Source organism: Deltaproteobacteria bacterium RIFCSPHIGHO2_02_FULL_44_16, from assembly GCA_001798185.1.
GTDB lineage: Bacteria > UBA10199 > UBA10199 > 2-02-FULL-44-16 > 2-02-FULL-44-16 > 2-02-FULL-44-16.
Genome location: MGRM01000014.1, coordinates 24,050 through 43,006, shown reverse-complemented (window position 1 = coordinate 43,006; position 18,957 = coordinate 24,050). Strand labels below are relative to the sequence as shown.

Genomic DNA, 18,957 nt, shown 5'->3' with positions numbered 1-18,957 from the left:
CTTCAATTTCCAAATCGGATATTGTCGAGCAAAGTTTTGACTGCTTCTTCGCCGGTCGGAAAAACATGTGCGGTGATTTCGACAAAAATATCGGCCTTAAGAAAGTAGTAGAGACGCCGGTCTTCTCCTTGAAAGCCTGATGAAGGATCATCATACAGAAATCCTAAAAGTTGAGAAGTCTTGTAAGGAGAGAAAGTTCTCTCTGGAAATAAAGCTTTCAGATGTTCTTCTAATGATGAGGGCGGAGAAGAAAGTTTGGTAAATTTCATAAAAACATTTGTCGCATCATTTGGATCTTCAGTTTCAAAAAAGATGACTTGCGTCTCCTGATGCTCAGCATTGGGGTCTGGAGAAGGCTGCTCTAATGCAGTCGGGGACTGACCCTGCTGCCATCCAGGATGTGTGACTCCTACATGGAAGGAACTGATCAGCGTACACGTTTGGCCTGGAAGACAAGGATTCCCAGCGCCGGTCACATTTTTATCGGGACCGGGAGTGTTGGTGACCTGCCCACCACAAGCACTAATAACCAAAACCAAGGTGAAAATAAAAAACCATTTCATGGTTTCCTCCATATAGAATGCGCGACGACAGTGCGACCGAATCAGGCCGCTTCATATAAAATACGGCCGGTCGAACGAATCTCATCCCAAAAAATACTTTTTCCTTCATTTTTACGAATCTCTTCGGGAGTATATCCGAGTACTTCAAGAGGAGCATCACACTTCCATGCAACCTGAGACAACATTTCGAGAAGTTCTAAGGAATCGTAACCATCAAAATCTTTTGAAATGATAACAAGATCAATATCGCTATCAGCATGAGCTGATCCACGTGCATAGGATCCATAAAGATAGACTTTTTCCACTGTAATACCCTCTCTTTGAAGTAGCTTTACGTATTCTTCAACTATACTTCTCAGCTGAGTTTCTGTTTGAACCATGAAAATACCTCCTCAGTCTCTTTCAAGAGAGCTCTCACATAATCGTGATGATACTGTTTTGCGAGATTTTTCATATCTTCCGGATAGCGTGAAGCAATATAATGCGGAGCAAGTCTCGCAAGAAACTGCTGAATGTGCTCTGGCACTTCAAGATCTGCTTGTTGGCATAAGGTTTTAAAATTATGAGTGTGTTTTGGAATTTCTTCAGTTTTTTCTTGAATGATTGCTTTTAAAATTTTTTCAATTGCTTGATGACAGAATTGCACAGCATAGAAATGACGCTCTCCTTTTTGCACAATATCTCGCGCAAAATCGAGATCACTTTGAGCCATACTAAACCATGTTTCTGTCTTTTTTTTCATAGGACACTTTTAAAATATTAGATGACGTATAAAAGTGCAGCAAGTAATTTTTCCGCCTCATTTTTGAATTGTAACGATATCGGTATAAATAAATCGCTTTGGTTTTGGTCGTGGAAGTACGTAAACAGGAGTCAAGATTGCCTTCCAATAACCATCTTGTTTGGGATGAATGTCAATCTGCAAGTGACCATAGTGTTTTCCACCTTTCAGTAATTTTGTTCCTCTCCATTTTTCAGGTGAATCGATGTGAGCAAGAAATTTTCGATAGGGATTATGAACGTGACGATGAGGACCGCGCAATCCATCTCCTCCAATTCCAATATCATAAAAATGAATGGTATGAGGAAGCTTCTGTTTATTCATCACTTCAAAACCACTTATTTCAGAACGTTCATACATCTCATCATGGCCTCCAAAAACAGCATCAACGCCGTAAGAAAGAAATAAGGGAGTCAGCACTTGTAACTCACGACTCGAAAGCGTGTCTTCACGTTCCGCATCCTTCCCTAAAGAAAGTCCGTGAACACCAGAAGTATAGGGAGCGTGGTGAAAAATGACAAAAGTAAACTCGCTATTTGCTTGAGCATCTTTGAGTTCTTTTTGTAACCATTCATACTGTTGAGAACCAGGTCTAAAGTCTGGACCATAAGGGTAGAGCTGATTGTGAAAGGAATCGAGGACTATAAAGGACGCTGGACCGTAATCAAATCGATAATAATGACCTTGATCCTTTGTGTCTTGAGTTTGATTGTTTGGAACTTCAAAATAGGTAAGATATTTCGCAATGCTCATTTTTGATCCCAGCGTACTATACCCATGGGGTTCTCCGTAATAATATTCATGATTTCCAAGTGCGGGTAAAATCGGAATATGACTTGCGAGACTGCGAGAAGATTCAGGATTACAATTATGTTTCCAAAACTCATCCCAGTCACGCTGTTCGCCACCTGTTTCAACGAGATCTCCTGCAATAAGAATAAAATCAGGACGAGAGCGGAACATAACAGAAAGATTTTGAGCATACCCTCTTGTTTGATCAATAGGGTAGCGACGGTCTGTATTGATTCCTGAAGGATCGGTCCATAAACGAGCGATACCAGTGGATTCAGGTTCTGTTTCACTATCTGCATAGACAATAAAACGAATTTTTCTGTTTGAGAGAGGGGAAGTGCGAAATGTTGCCTGCAAGACATCTTTTCCCTGTTCGACACGATAATGATAAAGCCCATCTGGTTGTAAATCGGTAAGCCGTACATGATGACGGTAAGGAAGCGAAGGCTGCTTTCCTGAAAAATATTTTCTGACTTCATATTCTGAATAGAGCAATGCTGATGCTAAGACTGGTTTTGAAACCACCTCTTGTACTGACTCGTTTTCTCTCCAAAATTTAAGAGTTCCTGGATTCGCATCTTTCGAAAACCACAGAATACTCATTCCATCAGGAGATGGATTCTGAAGATAAGGACATGTATGAAGCTGAGCATGTGCAAGAGAAAAAGAGAAGAGAAGAGGCAATGATAAAATAAGCTTTTTCATATGCTCAATAAATTCTTCGCATTTTCTGTGGTGACACGAGCGACTTCTTCAACTGAAATTCCTTTCACTTCAGCAATCTTCTCTGCAATCAAAGGAATATAAGAAGGTTCGTTGCGAAGACCGCGATGCGGTTCCGGAGCAAGATAGGGACAATCGGTTTCGATCATGATGCGATCGAGCGGCACATACTTGACCATATCACGAAGAGTCGGCGCGTTCTTAAACGTGACCACACCCGTGATGGAAATAAAAAATCCCAAATCGAGAACTTTCTGAGCAAAAGCGATATCTCCAGGAAATGCATGGAACACGCCGCATTTCGAAGGGGGCTTTACATATTGAAGCACACGCAGTGTGTCATCAGAAGCGTCGCGATTATGAATAATGATCGGAAGATTCGCTTCTTTTGCGAGATCAATGTGACGTTCAAACCAAAAAAATTGCTTCTCTTTTGCAGCATGCTGACGAAAATAATCGAGTCCAATTTCGCCAATCGCAACCACTTTTTTTTCTTGAGCCGCTAAACGTATCTCTTGAAGCCATTCGTCGGTCATTCCCTCGACATCGTTGGGATGAACTCCCACCGCAACGAAAAGTCGCGAATCGGTTTTGGAAAATTCCAGTGCACGTCGATTTCCTTCGATTCCGCGACCAGCCCCAATGAGCACAATCGCCTGAAGGCCCGCATCCCAAGCTCGAGTTAAAGCAGCCTCTTCCTCTCCTTGAAATTGATCAAAGGTAAGATGCGCATGAGTATCAATCAGTGGAATCTGTTGTTTGTCCATAGTCCCGTTCAAAGACATTCATCATCTTTTGAAAAAGTTCGACATATTTTGTCTCTGCATTTTTTGTCGCAAAGCGAAGCGCTTTTTCAAAAAAAGAGACACACTCTTTCTGAGCCATATTTTTTCTCAACAGCGCTTCGACAAGAGAAAAATCGATATTTTTCGCACTGACAAATCCATAAAAACCTTCACCCACAGAAGTTTGTAACGATGCAATTGCTTTTTTCTTCTCCCCTTTTTTTAAATACGCAAGACCAAGCGTTGTATGCGCTTGGTGAGCAAACACCGGATTATTCGGAATCAGGTCGAAGACCTTTTTTGCTTTTTTAATCGCTTGATCGTACTGAGCAAATTGTTCCAGCAAAAGACGGGCAGAGATGATTTTCAGTGCTGGATCTAAGGGAAGCAATTTCTCAGCACGCTCATAATGTTTCCACGCTGTTTTATATTCTCCTTGAAGTTTGAAAAGCACACCTAAGACCGAATGATACAGCGCAATCGCGCTTTCATCATCGGTTTTCGCCATGTTTCCGACCAGCAATTTTTCCGCTTCATCGTATCGCTTCTCATGCATCAGCTCAAATGCACGTCGGCACACATCGCTTGACTGCACAGGAGCATTTTCTTTTTTATTGGGATCGATCACCGCTGAGAATTCCTCTCATGTCATCATGAATGAATCCGTTTGAAGCGAGAATTCGAGTACCATACAGGTCAAAAGCGCTACCGTCAAACGAAGTGACAGTTCCACCCGCTTCGCGAACGATGAGCACCCCAGCAGCCATATCCCACGGTTTCAAAAAGAATTCCCAAAAGCCATCGAGCCTTCCACTTGCAACCCAGGCCAGATCAAGAGCAGCGGAGCCGGGGCGTCGAACCGCTTGTGCTGTTTTGATAAAATTTTGAAAATGATTGAAATTATCCATGACCTCTTTTTCATAGATATTATAGGCAAAGCCTGTGGCTAAAAGAGCCTGTCGCAGCTTGGAAACAGGGGAGACCTGTATTCGCTTTTTATTGAGATAGGCTCCTTTTCCCTTGATCGCCGTAAAACATTCATCGCGAGTGGGATCATAAATAACGCCGACCACAAGCTCACCTCTGATCTCAAGCGCAATGGAGACACAGAAAGCGAGAAAACCGTGAGCATAGTTCACGGTTCCATCAAGAGGATCCACAATCCAGCGATATTCTGAGGAAGAACCACCACCTCTCCCCTCCTCTGCAAGAATATCGTGATGAGGAAACGCTTTCTTAAGGCCATTCACAATCAGCTCTTCACAAGCATGATCAACTTCAGTGACAATATTGATCTCACCTTTATATTCGATATGATGCTTCTCGCCCAAACGCTTCATTTGAATCTTCCCCGCTTTCTTCGCGAGTTTTACGGCATAGTGAAGCGCTTTTTGAGGGTCAGTGTGCATGATTGAAAGATAGCATTCTCGTATCACTACGAAAAGCGTTTTTAAAAACGTTTGCTCATTGGATACGGGTCCTGCCGCCTGCGGTGTTCCGGCCCTCCGCTAAAGACGGAGACCTCCCGGAACACGCTCCGGCGTCACCCGAATCTTGATCTGTTTTGAAAAACGCTTTCATAATGGTCGTGCAATCGTCAAGACATCGACCGATTGAACCCCTCCTTTGATAAGCGCTTTTGCACATTCATTGACGGTTGCGCCTGTAGTGATGACATCATCAATCAACAAAACATTTTTTTGAGAAAGTTTTTCTTTCTGAGAAAGTTTAATCGCAAATGCATCGCGAACATTTTCTTCTCTCTCTTTCACCTCTTTTCTCACTTGCGTCTCTGTTGCACGTCTTCGCTCGAGAAGAAAAAGATCATGCGGAACGCCTATCCGTGCAGAAAGCGACTGCACAAGCATTCCCGCCTGATTAAAGCCTCTTTTCGCAAGTTTCTTTTGATGTAACGGAACAGGGAGCATCAGATCATACGTTTTTTCGGGAAAACTTTTGAAAAGAAGGTGCGTAAAGAAAGGAAGAAGATCAAATCGTTCATGATATTTAAAATTCCAGATCGCATCGATTAACTTCCCTTCATACGCCACAGCGCTCCTTGCTTCTTGAAACCAGACACGATGCAATATGGGCGCAGTAAATGCAGCAGGGAGAGGATGAAGAGAAGAGACACATGTCTCACATACTTTATCATGATGAAGCGACCACGCTTCACACAAAGGACATCGAGAAGGATAAAAAAATGTGAGAAGTGACGAGGAAACATGAGAGAAAAATTTTTTCATTTTGTTGGAAAGAGCGAAGTTCCTGTCATCTGAAGAGGTTTTTGAACCTCTAAAAGTTCGAGGACCGTAGGAGCAATATCGGCAAGGATTCCCTGTTCTCGAAGTTGAACCTTCGATGTATCCGAAGCCACATACAGAAATGGAACTGGAAATAACGTATGTGCTGTATGCACTCCTCCCTTGTCATCAATCATTTGCTCGCAATTACCATGGTCAGAAGTAATGAGAAGAACTCCTCCCTGATCCAAAACACGTGGCACAATTTTTCCCAGAGCACTGTCGACTGTCTCCACTGCTTTGATGGCGGCTGTAAGATTTCCGGTGTGGCCGATCATATCAGGATTGGCAAAGTTAAGAATGATGACATCATACGCGCGCTGATCAAGATGCATGAGGAGTTTCGTTGTCACTTCTACAGCATTCATCTCGGGTTTCAAATCATACGTCGGCACATCGCGTGGACTCGGAATCAAGCAGCGATCTTCACCCGGAAATGCTTTCTCCCTTCCTCCGTTAAAAAAGAAAGTCACATGTGCATATTTTTCGGTCTCTGCAATGCGAAGTTGTTTGAAATGAGCTTCTGAAATCGCTTCTCCTAAAATGCCATGTAAGTGTTCCTGGGGGAATGCAATCGGAAGACCAAAGGTCTCGTCATATTCGGTCATGCAGACAAATTGAGATAACCGAGGAACATAAAGTCGCGGAAATTCCTGAAAATCTTTGAGCGCAAGCGCACGTGTGATCTGTCGTGCACGATCCGAACGAAAATTAAAAAAGGTGACTGCGTCACCATCCTTGATGGGACAAGTTTCTCCGATCACGGTTGGAAGAATAAATTCATCCGTGATTTTTTGAGAATAAGCAACATTCATAGCCTCGATGCTGGAAACCGCGTGTTCACCATGAGATAGGGCGACAGCCTTCCATGTCTTCTCGGTTCGATCCCAGCGCTTGTCACGATCCATGGCATAGTAGCGACCAGAAACTGTTGCAATGCGCCCAACTCCGATCTCGCGACATGATTTCTCAACACGTTCAAGATATCCTTTTCCAGAAGTGGGAGAAGAATCGCGGCCATCAGTAATGGCATGGATGACCACGTTTTGAAGTCCTTCGTTCTTTGCAAGTTGCAGGAGGGCGTCGAGATGGTCGAGATGAGCATGAACACCAACATCTGAGCAAAGTCCCATCAAATGGAGCGCTCCGCGCTTTTCTTTTACTTCTCTCATCGCAGCAAGAAATATTTCATTTTTAAAAAAACTTTTGTCGCGAATCGTGTGATTGATGCGCGCTAAATCTTGTTGGACAATACGACCAGCTCCGATATTGAGATGACCTACTTCTGAGTTGCCAATGGTATTTGGTGGAAGGCCGACTGATTCACCAGAGGTCGTGAGAAAGGTATGAGGATATTTTTCCCAAAGAGAATTCCAATGAGGGGTCTTCGCAAGAAGGATGGCGTTTCCTTCTTTTTCTTTTCGAGAACCCCAGCCATCGAGGATCATCAACACAACAGGTCGCGGTCGCATCATGAAGCTTTTTCTATCGCAGAAATCTCTTCCACCTCAACTCTTTTCGCATCCACCCAAAGCCGCTCAAGATGATAGAACTCACGTTCCTCATAATGAAAGACATGAGCCACCACGTCACCATAATCGACAAGGACCCAATGACCCGACTCTTCCCCCTCTTTACCGAGCGGAGGACACCCTCTCTCTTTGAGTTCCGTGGAAATAGCATTGACGATGGCTTCTACTTGACGATCCGACATACCGCTGCAGATAACAAAATAATCAGTAAAACTGGTAAGACCTCGAAGATCGAGGACAAGAATATCGTGCGCTTTTTTTTCGTTGGCAATCAGCGCTATTTTTTTCGCCAGCCGTTCTCCTCTCAAAATTGCCTCCTGGTTGTTATCCTACTCTTTTATCCCTTGTTCGACAACTTTTCTCTTTCTGCTGTTACTGCTTGCATCATCGCGGTCAAAAGGGGCTGCAAACCTTTTCGACTCGCTGCAGAAATAAGCAGGACTTGATTTTGCGACGCTCTTTCAAGTTCTTCTTTTACCTCTTCCGCTTTTTCGCGCGCTTCGGTGATATCCATTTTGGTCAAACAGATGATCTCTTTTCGTTGCTCTAATCCTGTTCCATGAGCACGAAGTTCTTCCCGAATCATCCGATAATTTTCGAGAGGATCAAGATGTGCTGGATCCACCGGATCCAGAAGATGCACTAGAACGCGTGTCCGCTCAATATGACGCAAAAACTGAAAACCCATTCCCGATCCTTCACTTGCTCCTTCGATGAGACCTGGCATATCAGCAACCACAAAACTCGCTTCAGGAGCATATTCGACAACACCTAAGTTTGGAACTTTCGTGGTAAAAGGATAGTCGGCGATTTTCGGGCGAACATTTGAAATCGCAGCAATGAGGGTCGATTTTCCCGCATTTGGAAGTCCGACAAGTCCCACATCTGCAAGAAGTTTGAGTTCAAGTCGTAAGCGTTTCTCTTCTCCTTTGACCCCTTTTTCTGTTTTTCGGGGAGCTTGATGAGTAGAACTCACGTAATGGAGATTTCCCCATCCTCCCTTTCCTCCTTTGGCCGCAATCCACTCTTGCTTTGGATGATCAAGATCCATCAGGATTTCTTCCGTGTCAGCATCAGAGATAACCGTTCCAACTGGCAAACGAAGAACGAGATCTTTTCCACTTCGACCATGCATCTGGGAACCCTTCCCGTGCCCACCCCGTTCTGCCTCGAAACGTCGACGATAACGAACATCCATTAACGTCGTCAGTCCTTCATCGGCGCGAATAATTATATCGCCACCGTGAGCTCCATTCCCTCCATCCGGACCACCACGAGGCACAAATTTTTCCCGTCGGAAACTAGCGCATCCATCTCCACCGTCACCCGCTTTGACTTCAATTATGGCTTCATCAATAAATTTCATAAGAAAACATTTTCCTCGAATAAAAAAGGCCCTCTTTTCAGAGAGCCTTTTATCAGCTCATTGCTTTGTGATTTATGCAGCAGCAGGAAGGACACTGACAAATTTGCGATCATGACGGCCCCATTCAAACGAAACAATTCCATCGATCTTTGCAAAAAGGGTCCAATCTTTTCCTTCACCGACATTTCTTCCTGCATGCACTTTTGTACCACATTGACGAACAAGAATATTTCCAGCTTTGACAAATTGGCCAGCAAAACGTTTCACACCACGGCGTTGGCCCTGACTATCGCGACCGTTTTTTGCAGCACCTTGTGATTTTTTATGTGCCATAGTTTATCCCTTGACCTCAGTCACTTCGAGCTGAGTGTAAGGTTGACGATGTCCCTGTTTCTTTGAATATCCCTTGCGACGTTTTTTCTTAAAAACAATCACTTTCTTATCGCGACCTTGATCCACGATCTTTGCACTGATCGCTGCTCCTGCAATTGTCGGTGTTCCGAGTTTGACATCCCCTTTACCGCCAATAAGAAGAATATCGTCAAGCGTCACCACGGAACCGACATCTCCTTCGAGTTTCTCGACAAAGAAACGCTCCCCTTTGCTGACACGATATTGCTTTCCACCTGTTCTGACAATTGCGTACACGAGTTACTCCTTAGAATGATAAAAGAGGGGTACGCTTAGCCCAGCCCACAAGGCTTCGTCAAGCTGATATTCATTTATTTAAGTGCCGTGCACTTAATATGAATAAAACTGCAATATAATGCGTTTTTTTTTCAAATAAGTGCACGGCACTTACTTCGCTGCAACTTCAAATTGCTCTAAATGGTACTCTGGAATGTTTTTAATGCTGATGCGACGTTTGATCTGCTTTTCGATCTCTTCTAAATGCTGCCTCTCTTCATCATAAAGAACATTCGCCACATTTGAATGACAGGTCACAATGACGTGCTTCCCCTCTAAATGTGCAACTTCGCGGAGAATTTCACGAAAGATTTCGTAGCAGACAGTCGTCGCACTTTTAAGATACCCTTTCCCATCGCATTCCGGACATGCATTGGTAAGCTGGCGTCGCAAATCGTCGCGCGTCCGTTTCCGCGTCATCTCTACAAGGCCAAGTTCGGATATCTTCGTTAAAGTGGTACGCGCTCGGTCTGCTTTCAGCGCTTCTTTGAGAGCATTATAAACTTTAGTGCGATTTTGAATTCGTTCCATGTCGATAAAATCGAGAATAATAATGCCACCGATATTGCGAAGTTTCAGTTGATAGACAATTTCTTTGACCGCTTCGAGATTGGTTTTGAGAATCGTATCTTCCACATCCCGTCGCCCTACAAAGCGTCCGGTATTGACGTCAATTGCGGTGAGCGCTTCGGTTTGTTCGATGATGATGTATCCCCCGCTTTTCAGCCACACTTTCTGACCGAGCGCACGCGTAATTTCGACCTCGATTCCGAAGGCGTCGAAAATGGGTTCACTCCCTTTATAAAGTTCCAACGCCTTCTTTCCTTCAGGCATGTAGGTGCTCACAAAGCCTTCGATCTGCTCATAGGCTTTCGGTGCATCTACGACCAACCGTGTTAAATCTGGGGTGAAAGAATCTCGAACAACACGTTCAAGCACGCCGAGCTCTGCTTGAATGAGTTCTTTCTCTTTTGCTTTTGCCACTTTTTGCTCGATCTCTTTCCAGAGTGTCGTGAGGTAATCGATGTCAGCTTGAATTTCTTTTTCGGTCACTCCTTCAGAAACTGTTCGGACAATAAATCCCCCTGAACCTTTATGAAGTTTACGAATAAGATTTTTGAGCCGAATGCGTTCGGAAATATCCGAAATACGACGAGATGCCCCGATATGACGAACCGTAGGCATATAAACAAGAAATCGGCCCGGAAGGGAAATATGCGAGGTAATACGCGCCCCTTTGGTCCCCATTGCCTCTTTTTCGACTTGAACGAGGATTTCATCCCCTTCTTTCAAAAGCTTTTCGATCTCTCGATCAATCCCCTTTCGCGGTTTGCGCCGTTCCTGTTTTCCAGAAGCCTCATCATCGTCCTCATCATAAGAGAGATCTTCGACGACATCAGATGCATGAAGAAAAGCAGTGCGATCAAGGCCGATATCGACAAATGCAGCTTGCATACCAGGAAGGACACGAACAACTTTTCCCTTGTAGATATTGCCGACAACCCCTTCGTCACGCATGCGCTCGATGAAAAGCTCAGAGACAACTCCGTTTTCGAGACGAGCAACCCGGGTTTCACTTAAGGTGACATTGAGAATAAGCTCATTTGCCATAGGATTTTTTTGCTTTAGCAAGTGAGCTTACGGAAAGCAAACAGCTTAATAATGACGGGGTTTGACGTAACGTGGGGTTCCAGGGTCGACAGTTTGATACCCCGTTGTTGCCGGCTGAGGTGAATCAGGAGCTTTGGCTCCTGTTTGCACGTGAGCAGGTTTTTGTTCCCGGATTTCTTGCGTCATTGTTCCCGAACGATTCATCCACACAAGCGTTGCACAACCTTCGACACCACGCGCCATAAATCCTCCTAACGTGTTAATGGAAGACCTGTTATTCGTCTATACTGTTGAGCATCAGCGACATTCCACGTTCGTGGTGTTGGTACAGAAGGAGCTGCTTCTGCTTTCTCCTTTTTCTTCACAGGTTCTTCAGAGCGCGGTTCTTGTCGAACATACGGAGATCTGTCACCTCTTACACAAGCTGGGAATCCAACATCTGCTGAATGATAACGAGCCATTTTTCTCTCCTTTTTATAATGGTGGCAAATGACACCAAATGTTAAGTCCCATACGACGCGCACATTTTGTGCTCTCTGCATCAACAATAACAACGTCATCTCTTTTTTGTGCTGGTGTTCCTGCTTTTCGAACTGGAGGTGGTGAAGCTTCTGGTTTTGGCGCTTTCACTGCTGTATTTTGAGGAAGTGGTCCTGCAACATAATAAGGATTATATCGACCATCTGGGCCAGTAAAATAATAACATATAGGTCCTTTTCCTGCTGCCAACATAAACCCTCCTTTATGAAAGTGAAGTGTTCATAATTCCTAAATGCCGAACTCTTTCTTTTGCTGCATGATCAATCAATGAATACGTATTTGTTGGATTTCCAAAATCATCTGGCGGTGGTGAAGGAGGAGGACCTTTTGGTGCATCGGGATCAGGCTGAGGAGGAGATGGGGCTTCGCATCCATGCCCATCCTCTGGAATACGATCACAAACTGGTTTCACATCAAGGTTCATACGTTCCTCCTTTTTGATTCTAGCTCCAATCTCCGCCTGCAGAAGGCACAACAACCCTTACCCCACATTTGATTAATAGTTGCTGTTGTTGAGGGTCGATCAAGTTAAATTCACTGTTCTGGATTGTTTTTGTTTTGCTACAGAGTTTTTGCACTTCAACAGGCGTTAATGTTTTTGTTATAACAATATCTGAACTCCACGAAACTGGTCTGTCACAGATTTGCCGAGTCATATATTTCTCCTCTCAATACTCGTATCGCGAACGAGTAAAATAAGTTGCTAACGAAAAAACGAAAAAGCCCGGAGGGTTGTAAGACCTCTCCGGGCTTTGAATTTCCTGATATGTAAAGACCACTTACGACGCTTCAAGCGTTCTGCCATTCCGTAAGCATAATCTACATTCTTCACCTTCATGCAACAAAAAAATCACACAAATGACAAAAAAGTTTCGACCTGGACAAACATCGACCTCAATCTTATATCTTCTTCGTTTCAAAAAAGGAGGAACAATGTTTTACATGGATCCGCTTTATTTATTTGTCATGTTCTTCTCGCTTGTTCTTTCTCTTTGGGCCACAGCGAAAGTGAAAGGGGCATTTGCCCGTTATCGCAAAGTATCATCTGAAAGTGGTTTGACAGGTGCCGAAGTGGCCCAGCGAATGCTGCATGCTGCAGAGATTCATGCTCATGTAGGACCCGTCACTCGCCGCGCACGCTTCGGCATGGGAGGTGATGGAGGAGATTTGAGCGATCATTACGATCCGCGCACGAAATCTGTTCATCTCTCGCCGCATGTGTATACGGGAAGTTCAATTGCAGCTCAGGCTATCGCCGCTCATGAAGTAGGCCATGCGATTCAACATGCGCAAGGCTACGCGCCTCTCAAGTTTCGAAACCTCATCACGCCAGTCGCAGCATTTGGAAGTAACATTTCCTATTTTTTGATTCTCATCGGTTTTGTGATGAACGCCCTTTCACTCGTTAAAATTGGAATTCTTCTTTTTGGAATTGCGGTTGTCTTTCAACTCATCACGGTCCCTGTGGAGCTTGATGCAAGTCGTCGCGCAAAGGAATTTCTGCTTCAATCGGGAATTATTCAACCCACAGAGCAAAAAGGGGTTGCTGCTGTTTTGAATGCTGCTGCTCTCACGTATGTCGCTGCCGCTGCAACAGCGCTCCTCAACCTTGCTTATCTCATTCTTCGAGCTCGAGAATAATATGGGATTTAACTGTGGAATTGTTGGACTCCCAAACGTCGGGAAGTCGACTCTTTTTAACGCGATGACAAAAGCAGGCGTTCCTGCGGCAAACTATCCTTTTTGCACCATCGACGCCCATAATGCGATTGCCTTTGTTCCTGATAAACGTCTTGACGATATCTGCAAAATCCTTGAACCAAAAAGCACTGTTCCCACAACCGTCGAATTTGTCGATATTGCAGGGCTTGTCGCTGGAGCCCATAAAGGTGAAGGTCTTGGCAATCAATTTTTAGGAAATATTCGAAGCGTTGATGCGATTGCGCATGTGGTTCGTTGTTTTGAAGAGACAAGTGTTGTTCATCAATATGAAAGTGTTGATCCCATTCGCGATATTGAAGTGATCACGACAGAACTGATTCTTGCTGACCTCGAAAGTCTTGCCAAGCGTTTTGAAAAAACAGCGTCGCTCGCAAAAATTGGAAATAAAGAAGCACAAGCTTCACTTTCAACACTTGAAAAAATAAAAAATCATTTAGAACAAGGAAAAGCTGCACGACATACACCACTTGACGAAAAAGAACGTCCACTCCTTGCCGAGCTCAATCTCCTCACCGCAAAACCCGTTCTCTATGTTCTCAATGTGAATGAAAACGATGTTGCTCATCCTTCAGAAAAAATGAAACGCGTGATTGATTATGCAAAAAGCGATCGCGCGGAAGCAGTGCTTATTAGCGCTTCCATTGAAAGCGAACTAGCAGAACTTTCGGATGAAGAGAAAAAAGATTTTCTTGCAGAGATGGGACTCACAGAACCAGGACTTCATCGCTTGATTCGCGCTGGTTATAAACTTTTAGATCTCACGACATTTTTTACTGCTGGGAAAAAAGAGTGTCGCGCCTGGACGATTCCAAAAGGATCAACCGCTCCACAAGCAGCAGGAGCGATTCACTCTGACTTTGAGCGAGGATTTATTCGAGCCGAAGTTTTCTCGTATGATGATCTGATGAAATATGGGAGTGAAGCCAAAGTCAAAGAAGCGGGCCGCCTTCGCATTGAAGGGGCTGAATACATTGTCCAGGACGGCGACATCATGCATTTTCGGTTTAATGTTTAAGCCCCTAACATCCCCTGCAGGGATGACATCTAAAAAATGGCTTTACTTCCGGCATATTTCCGGCATAATTGCCGTCGATGTTTCAACGCATTTTGACAACTCCCAAGACTTCGATTCTCCTGTTAGGGCCACGAGGGACGGGAAAATCGACGTGGATTCGCAAACATTTCCCACATGAGCCAACGTATAACCTTCTTACGACATCAGAGGCACTTCGTCTTTCCAGAGATCCGAGCCTTCTCTTTCACGAACTTGAACATTTATCTCCCGATTCATGGGTCGTTATCGATGAAGTGCAAAAGGTGCCGGAGCTTCTCAATGAAGTTCATCGGCTCATGGAGGAGAAGAAGCTCCGTTTTATTCTCTGTGGATCAAGCGCAAGAAAATTGAAAAGAGCGGGAACCAATCTTTTGGCTGGACGTGCACGACTGGTTCATTTTTTTCCTCTGACCTCAAAAGAAATTGATTTTGATTTTAAGCCTTCACACGCCATCGAACATGGAATGCTTCCGACTGCTCTCACGGCAGAAGATCCAAAGAGTTATTTAACTTCTTATGCAGAAGTTTATCTGAAGGAAGAGATCAAGGAGGAAGCTCTCACCCGAAATATTGGAAGTTTCGCCCGCTTTCTCGAAGTGGCTGCACGACAGAATGGACAAGTGACCAATGTGAGCGATATTGCTCGCGATGCCGGAGTTGCAAGGCAAACAGTGCAAGGTTTTTTTGAAATTTTAGTCGATACTCTCATCGGTTCTTGGCTTCAAGCCTGGAAACTCAAGCGAGCGACCAAACAAATTGCACATCCCAAGTTTTATTTTTTCGATTCAGGGGTTGCACGATCTCTTTCGGGACGACTCCCTTATCCCCCCTTGCCGGAAGAAATCGGTGCGCTTCTCGAAACTCTGCTTCATCATGAGCTTGTCTCCTATTTTTCATATTCGGGACTCAATTATCCCCTCACTTTTTGGCGAAGTCATGACGATGTTGAAGTCGATTTCTTTTTTGAAACAGATCGTGGATATGTTGCAATCGAATGCAAGTCGGCTTCAATATGGAAAAAAGATTTTCAAAAGGGACTCCATCGCATGAAACAGGAGGTCGGGAAATCAAAAGTAAAATGTATCGGAGTCTATCTCGGCGAAAGACGAGCACAATACGACGATGTCAGCATTTATCCCTTAAAAGAGTTCCTCCAAATGCTTTGGTCTGGTGACATTTGTTGAGATCAAAAAACAATACAACAAAAGAAAGTTAACTCATCATCCGCACAATATATTTTCCAATCGCAGGAGCAGCGGTGAGGCCAGGAGATTCGATTCCGAGAAGATGAATGATATTTCCTTCGCGTTCGATCATAAAATCGCCAAGAGGTTTTCCCTCTTCATAGAGTTTTGGACGATTGCCAGCATACGCCATTTCAAGATCATTGGCTGTCGGAGGTTTTTTGACAAATGGAATCATCGCCTTAATGAAATCCTCTGGCGGAGAAACAAACGAATAATCGGTTTTTGCTTTAGGATCGATCTTCACTTGCGAAGGTCCAAGGAGAAGATCTCCTCCGACATTACGATGCGCATGAATCCCAAGACTTGAAACCATAACACCATCAGTACTTGCTTCTTTTTTCACAAAACGACCTGGAACCGGATAAATGACCGACTGTAATGTCCCATTTTTCCAACGATAATATTCTCCTTTGAAAGGACGAATTTCAAATTTTCGTTTTCCACCGCTCATGTGATAAATTTCATCTGCAAAAAGTCCTGCACTATTAATGAGAACATCAAAAGGCATTTCGCCACGATCAGTGTCTAAGGTTGATGCTGCAACATTCACCCCTGTAACCTTACACGGATTGATCAGAGCAACTCCGGCTTGACTCGAAAGATAGCGGTCAAGGGCTTTGACATAAGAAGCAGCATCAATCATCGCGGTTGAAGGTGAAAACGTCGCAGCATACGGAAGTTTCAGTTCTGGGACAGCATTAACTGCTTCCTGGGGATCACGAAACTCAAGTCCAACCGATCCCCCCTCTTTTGCAGTTGTTGCAAGCTTGTGAAGACCTTCAGCTTCTTCGATGTTTGTCGCAAGCACCCATTTTCCATCTTTGCGAATGGGAACATTCAAACGATGAGCCAATTCTTTGGTGAGACGATTTCCCTCAACACAAAGTTTCATTTTTAAGGAGTTTGGTGGATAGGCAAGACCAGCATGAACCACTTCGCTATTACGACCACTCGTGTGATGCCCGTAAAACTCTTCACCCTCAATGAGATAAATCTCGCCCCCTTTTTTGGCGTCATGAAGCGCAAGCGCAATATTGAGCCCAACAATTCCCCCACCAATGATGACGGTTGTTGTCATAAGGTGCGCAATTGACAGGTTTTTGGAAAATATTTCAAGAAATTTTCGAAAATGTTTTGACAAGTGAACGATCGTTCACGCATCTTCTTTTCATCATCGCCAGGAGGAGGTATGACCATTGCGCCAAAAGTAGTAGATCCTTATCACATCGACATTTTACGACGATTTTATCGAGCCAATCGAAGGCTCCCGAGTTACGGCGAAATGACGCGTCTCTTTGGATATCAATCCAAAAACGCTGCTTTTCGCTTTGCTCAAAAATTGATCACTGAAGGTTATCTTGAAAAAGATAAAAGTGGGAGACTCATTCCAAAGGGAGACCGGCTTGGTATCCCCCTCGCAGGTTTCGTCCAAGCCGGTTTCCCCTCTCCTGCCGAAGAAGAACTCATTGATACTCTTTCGCTCGATGAATTTCTCATCGACAAACCCGAAGCTTCTTTTCTTCTCAAAGTAAATGGCGACTCGATGGTCGATGCTGGAATTCTTGAAGGCGATCTCGTCATCATCGAACGAGGAAAACCGGCACGAAGTGGTGACATCATTCTTGCCCACATTGATAACGAATGGACACTGAAATATTTTCAAAAACGGGGAACAAGCGTGGAACTTATTCCCGCAAATCCAAAATATCCAGTCTTGCGGCCACGAATGGAGTTGAAACTGGGTGGCATTGTGAAAGCGGTAATAAGGAAATATTAGGAACTATAAAACGTTGTAGTCATTGCGAGGAGCATCAGCGACGAAGCAATCTCCTACAGACAGTGCTATTCAGGAGATCGCCACGCCCTACGGGCTCGCGATGACATTCTTTGAAAAGATATTCTAAGGAGGAAAATATGTTTACTTTAAAATCCTGGCCACAAGCCATTGCTCATGTCGATGGTGACGCATTCTTTGTTTCAGTCGAGCAAGCGGTTCGACCGGAGCTCAAAGGGAAACCGGTCATTACCGGCGCTGAGCGCGGCATCGTAGCTGCTGCCTCCTATGAAGCAAAAGCGCTTGGCATTCAGCGGGGAGTTTCTCTCTCAGAAGCCACACGTCTTTGCCCGCAGCTCATTCTTCTCCCTTCTGACTACGAACTTTACAGCATTTTTTCGAAACGAATGTTTACAATCATGCGGCGTTACTCACCTCTTGTTGAAGAATCGTCAATCGACGAAGGTTTCATCGATCTCACCGGCACACGACGACTCCATCACAAAGGTTACAAAGAAATAGCAACTGCACTCCAACAAGAAATTGAAAACGAGTTAGGCATGACTGTTTCCATCGGAATTTCTTTAAGCAAAAGTTTAGCAAAACTTTGTTCAAAATTTCGAAAGCCCTGTGGGCTTACTGCTGTCAAAGGTCGCCATATTCATCTTCTTCTTGAAAAAACACCACTGCATGAAGTGTGGGGATTTGGTCCGAACACCACTGCCCTTCTGGAAAAACATGGACTTCGAACAGCTCTGAATTTTGTCCATCGACCTCTCGATTGGGTAGAAAATCTTTTAGGAAAAGTGGGGCATGACATCTGGATGGAACTTCGAGGTGAAAGCGTTTGGAACGTGAACCCGGAAATGGGACGCAGCCCACTCTCAATTAGCAAGATGAAAACTTTTACTCCGGCATCGAGCGATCGAGAATATGTCAAAGCGCGAGCGCTTCGAAACTTGGAGTCAGCGTGCATTAAGGCACGGCGATATGGTCTCGCCGCAAAGCAACTCATCTTAAGCCTTCGCTCGCAAGGTTTTGAATCGAGCGCATGTGAGATGAAATTGCAGCGAGCTTCTTCTGCACCGACTGAACTCGGAGCAGCACTCATCTCCCTTTTTGATAAGCTCTTTCAGCCGAAAACATCCTACCGCGCCACAGGAGTTGTGCTTTCGCATCTGACTGATCCACTGCCGACACAATTTGGACTTTTTGAAAATCCGCAACAAGCAATCAATGCTGCCAATGCATTTCATGCTGTAGATCAACTCGCAGAAAAATATGGAAAACACGCAGTGTTTCTGGCTGATGGACTGCGCCTTGGAGATCAGCATTCAGGAAGGCAAGGAGAAGCCGCATATCGAAAACAAAATCTCTTTAAAGGAGAAAGCGCTCGACAGCGCTTGAAGATTCCGATGGTGCATTAGAAATAAAAAAGCGCATCGTGTGATGCGCTTTTTTTTCAAATGAAAATTTT

At 44.4% G+C, this 18,957-nt stretch carries 25 protein-coding genes; 5 read left to right on the top strand and 20 right to left on the bottom strand.

Translation table 11 applies throughout. The features are described from left to right. Positions 1 to 2: 2 nt before the first annotated feature. The 19 genes from A3C46_06885 to A3C46_06795 all read right to left on the bottom strand — a co-directional run bounded on the left by A3C46_06885 (position 3) and on the right by A3C46_06795 (position 12,339). Complete coding sequence (locus A3C46_06885; protein ID OGQ22274.1) at positions 3 to 563, bottom strand: hypothetical protein; 561 nt, start codon at positions 561 to 563, stop codon at positions 3 to 5. Positions 564 to 604: 41 nt separating this feature from the next. Then, positions 605 to 943 carry a hypothetical protein gene (locus A3C46_06880; protein OGQ22273.1) on the bottom strand — a complete coding sequence of 113 codons (339 nt, stop codon included), beginning with the start codon at positions 941 to 943 and terminating at the stop codon, positions 605 to 607. Further along, a complete protein-coding gene (locus tag A3C46_06875) occupies positions 919 to 1,305 on the bottom strand; it encodes a hypothetical protein (GenBank protein OGQ22272.1) in 387 nt (128 codons plus the stop codon). Before A3C46_06875 ends, A3C46_06880 begins: the two co-directional genes overlap by 25 nt. A gap of 57 nt (positions 1,306 to 1,362) precedes the next feature. Further along, positions 1,363 to 2,841, bottom strand: coding sequence for a hypothetical protein (locus tag A3C46_06870; protein ID OGQ22271.1), 1,479 nt, complete (start codon positions 2,839 to 2,841; stop codon positions 1,363 to 1,365). After that, a complete protein-coding gene (locus tag A3C46_06865; GenBank protein OGQ22270.1) occupies positions 2,838 to 3,626 on the bottom strand; it encodes a hypothetical protein in 789 nt (262 codons plus the stop codon). The genes A3C46_06870 and A3C46_06865 overlap by 4 nt, the downstream gene beginning before the upstream one ends. Continuing rightward, positions 3,598 to 4,272, bottom strand: coding sequence for a hypothetical protein (locus tag A3C46_06860; protein OGQ22269.1), 675 nt, complete (start codon positions 4,270 to 4,272; stop codon positions 3,598 to 3,600). The genes A3C46_06865 and A3C46_06860 overlap by 29 nt, the downstream gene beginning before the upstream one ends. Then, positions 4,256 to 5,053 carry an inositol monophosphatase gene (locus A3C46_06855; GenBank protein OGQ22268.1) on the bottom strand — a complete coding sequence of 266 codons (798 nt, stop codon included), beginning with the start codon at positions 5,051 to 5,053 and terminating at the stop codon, positions 4,256 to 4,258. The genes A3C46_06860 and A3C46_06855 overlap by 17 nt, the downstream gene beginning before the upstream one ends. Before the next feature lie 168 nt (positions 5,054 to 5,221). Continuing rightward, positions 5,222 to 5,890 (bottom strand): hypothetical protein, encoded by a 669-nt coding sequence (locus A3C46_06850; protein OGQ22267.1) that lies wholly within the window; start codon positions 5,888 to 5,890, stop codon positions 5,222 to 5,224. Then, positions 5,887 to 7,422, bottom strand: coding sequence for a phosphoglycerate mutase (2,3-diphosphoglycerate-independent) (locus A3C46_06845; GenBank protein OGQ22266.1), 1,536 nt, complete (start codon positions 7,420 to 7,422; stop codon positions 5,887 to 5,889). The genes A3C46_06850 and A3C46_06845 overlap by 4 nt, the downstream gene beginning before the upstream one ends. After that, on the bottom strand, positions 7,419 to 7,787 hold the full coding sequence (locus tag A3C46_06840; GenBank protein ID OGQ22265.1) for a ribosome silencing factor: 369 nt from the start codon (positions 7,785 to 7,787) through the stop codon (positions 7,419 to 7,421). The genes A3C46_06845 and A3C46_06840 overlap by 4 nt, the downstream gene beginning before the upstream one ends. Positions 7,788 to 7,816: 29 nt before the next feature. Then, positions 7,817 to 8,845: a GTPase ObgE gene (locus A3C46_06835; GenBank protein ID OGQ22264.1), complete on the bottom strand. Its 1,029-nt coding sequence runs from the start codon at positions 8,843 to 8,845 to the stop codon at positions 7,817 to 7,819. Positions 8,846 to 8,917: 72 nt separating this feature from the next. Then, positions 8,918 to 9,178 (bottom strand): 50S ribosomal protein L27, encoded by a 261-nt coding sequence (locus A3C46_06830; protein ID OGQ22263.1) that lies wholly within the window; start codon positions 9,176 to 9,178, stop codon positions 8,918 to 8,920. A gap of 3 nt (positions 9,179 to 9,181) precedes the next feature. Continuing rightward, positions 9,182 to 9,493, bottom strand: a complete 312-nt coding sequence (locus tag A3C46_06825) for a 50S ribosomal protein L21 (protein OGQ22262.1) — start codon at positions 9,491 to 9,493, stop codon at positions 9,182 to 9,184. 150 nt (positions 9,494 to 9,643) lie between these two features. Beyond that, entirely contained in the window at positions 9,644 to 11,143 is a 1,500-nt protein-coding gene (locus tag A3C46_06820) for a ribonuclease G (GenBank protein OGQ22261.1), read from the bottom strand. Positions 11,144 to 11,188: 45 nt separating this feature from the next. Next, entirely contained in the window at positions 11,189 to 11,386 is a 198-nt protein-coding gene (locus tag A3C46_06815) for a hypothetical protein (GenBank protein OGQ22260.1), read from the bottom strand. A gap of 8 nt (positions 11,387 to 11,394) precedes the next feature. Beyond that, positions 11,395 to 11,604 (bottom strand): hypothetical protein, encoded by a 210-nt coding sequence (locus A3C46_06810; protein OGQ22259.1) that lies wholly within the window; start codon positions 11,602 to 11,604, stop codon positions 11,395 to 11,397. Between the two features lie 13 nt (positions 11,605 to 11,617). Next, the gene (locus tag A3C46_06805; protein ID OGQ22258.1) at positions 11,618 to 11,875 is read right to left on the bottom strand and encodes a hypothetical protein; all 258 of its coding nucleotides are present in this window, start codon (positions 11,873 to 11,875) and stop codon (positions 11,618 to 11,620) included. 10 nt (positions 11,876 to 11,885) lie between these two features. Further along, positions 11,886 to 12,107, bottom strand: coding sequence for a hypothetical protein (locus A3C46_06800; protein OGQ22257.1), 222 nt, complete (start codon positions 12,105 to 12,107; stop codon positions 11,886 to 11,888). Between the two features lie 19 nt (positions 12,108 to 12,126). Then, complete coding sequence (locus A3C46_06795; protein OGQ22256.1) at positions 12,127 to 12,339, bottom strand: hypothetical protein; 213 nt, start codon at positions 12,337 to 12,339, stop codon at positions 12,127 to 12,129. Positions 12,340 to 12,616: 277 nt separating this feature from the next. Between A3C46_06795 and A3C46_06790 the strand changes: the two genes are divergently transcribed. From A3C46_06790 to A3C46_06780, 3 genes are all read left to right on the top strand, one after another. After that, positions 12,617 to 13,324 (top strand): hypothetical protein, encoded by a 708-nt coding sequence (locus tag A3C46_06790; protein ID OGQ22304.1) that lies wholly within the window; start codon positions 12,617 to 12,619, stop codon positions 13,322 to 13,324. Between the two features lies 1 nt (position 13,325). Next, positions 13,326 to 14,420, top strand: coding sequence for a redox-regulated ATPase YchF (locus A3C46_06785; protein ID OGQ22255.1), 1,095 nt, complete (start codon positions 13,326 to 13,328; stop codon positions 14,418 to 14,420). A 77-nt stretch (positions 14,421 to 14,497) separates the two neighbouring features. Beyond that, positions 14,498 to 15,643 (top strand): hypothetical protein, encoded by a 1,146-nt coding sequence (locus A3C46_06780; GenBank protein ID OGQ22254.1) that lies wholly within the window; start codon positions 14,498 to 14,500, stop codon positions 15,641 to 15,643. Between the two features lie 28 nt (positions 15,644 to 15,671). Here A3C46_06780 and A3C46_06775 read toward each other — a convergent pair whose 3' ends face one another. Next, entirely contained in the window at positions 15,672 to 16,847 is a 1,176-nt protein-coding gene (locus A3C46_06775) for a hypothetical protein (GenBank protein ID OGQ22253.1), read from the bottom strand. Positions 16,848 to 16,895: 48 nt separating this feature from the next. Here A3C46_06775 and A3C46_06770 point away from each other — a divergent pair, with 48 nt between their 5' ends. Both A3C46_06770 and A3C46_06765 read left to right on the top strand, forming a co-directional pair. Next, entirely contained in the window at positions 16,896 to 17,483 is a 588-nt protein-coding gene (locus A3C46_06770; protein OGQ22252.1) for a repressor LexA, read from the top strand. 137 nt (positions 17,484 to 17,620) lie between these two features. After that, positions 17,621 to 18,907, top strand: coding sequence for a hypothetical protein (locus A3C46_06765; protein OGQ22251.1), 1,287 nt, complete (start codon positions 17,621 to 17,623; stop codon positions 18,905 to 18,907). Positions 18,908 to 18,957 lie beyond the last annotated feature (50 nt).

What these genes read in the sequence shown, in the direction of transcription:
- A3C46_06765 (OGQ22251.1), top strand. Translation starts at nt 17,621, where the DNA reads ATGTTTACTTTAAAATCCTGGCCACAAGCCATTGCTCATGTCGATGGT.
- A3C46_06850 (OGQ22267.1), bottom strand. Translation starts at nt 5,890, where the DNA reads ATGAAAAAATTTTTCTCTCATGTTTCCTCGTCACTTCTCACATTTTTT.
- A3C46_06820 (OGQ22261.1), bottom strand. Translation starts at nt 11,143, where the DNA reads ATGGCAAATGAGCTTATTCTCAATGTCACCTTAAGTGAAACCCGGGTT.
- A3C46_06885 (OGQ22274.1), bottom strand. Translation starts at nt 563, where the DNA reads ATGAAATGGTTTTTTATTTTCACCTTGGTTTTGGTTATTAGTGCTTGT.
- A3C46_06815 (OGQ22260.1), bottom strand. Translation starts at nt 11,386, where the DNA reads ATGGCGCGTGGTGTCGAAGGTTGTGCAACGCTTGTGTGGATGAATCGT.
- A3C46_06835 (OGQ22264.1), bottom strand. Translation starts at nt 8,845, where the DNA reads ATGAAATTTATTGATGAAGCCATAATTGAAGTCAAAGCGGGTGACGGT.
- A3C46_06790 (OGQ22304.1), top strand. Translation starts at nt 12,617, where the DNA reads ATGTTTTACATGGATCCGCTTTATTTATTTGTCATGTTCTTCTCGCTT.
- A3C46_06870 (OGQ22271.1), bottom strand. Translation starts at nt 2,841, where the DNA reads ATGAAAAAGCTTATTTTATCATTGCCTCTTCTCTTCTCTTTTTCTCTT.
- A3C46_06880 (OGQ22273.1), bottom strand. Translation starts at nt 943, where the DNA reads ATGGTTCAAACAGAAACTCAGCTGAGAAGTATAGTTGAAGAATACGTA.
- A3C46_06865 (OGQ22270.1), bottom strand. Translation starts at nt 3,626, where the DNA reads ATGGACAAACAACAGATTCCACTGATTGATACTCATGCGCATCTTACC.
- A3C46_06770 (OGQ22252.1), top strand. Translation starts at nt 16,896, where the DNA reads ATGACCATTGCGCCAAAAGTAGTAGATCCTTATCACATCGACATTTTA.
- A3C46_06875 (OGQ22272.1), bottom strand. Translation starts at nt 1,305, where the DNA reads ATGAAAAAAAAGACAGAAACATGGTTTAGTATGGCTCAAAGTGATCTC.
- A3C46_06855 (OGQ22268.1), bottom strand. Translation starts at nt 5,053, where the DNA reads ATGCACACTGACCCTCAAAAAGCGCTTCACTATGCCGTAAAACTCGCG.
- A3C46_06795 (OGQ22256.1), bottom strand. Translation starts at nt 12,339, where the DNA reads ATGACTCGGCAAATCTGTGACAGACCAGTTTCGTGGAGTTCAGATATT.
- A3C46_06830 (OGQ22263.1), bottom strand. Translation starts at nt 9,178, where the DNA reads ATGGCACATAAAAAATCACAAGGTGCTGCAAAAAACGGTCGCGATAGT.
- A3C46_06800 (OGQ22257.1), bottom strand. Translation starts at nt 12,107, where the DNA reads ATGAACCTTGATGTGAAACCAGTTTGTGATCGTATTCCAGAGGATGGG.
- A3C46_06845 (OGQ22266.1), bottom strand. Translation starts at nt 7,422, where the DNA reads ATGATGCGACCGCGACCTGTTGTGTTGATGATCCTCGATGGCTGGGGT.
- A3C46_06805 (OGQ22258.1), bottom strand. Translation starts at nt 11,875, where the DNA reads ATGTTGGCAGCAGGAAAAGGACCTATATGTTATTATTTTACTGGCCCA.
- A3C46_06780 (OGQ22254.1), top strand. Translation starts at nt 14,498, where the DNA reads ATGTTTCAACGCATTTTGACAACTCCCAAGACTTCGATTCTCCTGTTA.
- A3C46_06810 (OGQ22259.1), bottom strand. Translation starts at nt 11,604, where the DNA reads ATGGCTCGTTATCATTCAGCAGATGTTGGATTCCCAGCTTGTGTAAGA.
- A3C46_06785 (OGQ22255.1), top strand. Translation starts at nt 13,326, where the DNA reads ATGGGATTTAACTGTGGAATTGTTGGACTCCCAAACGTCGGGAAGTCG.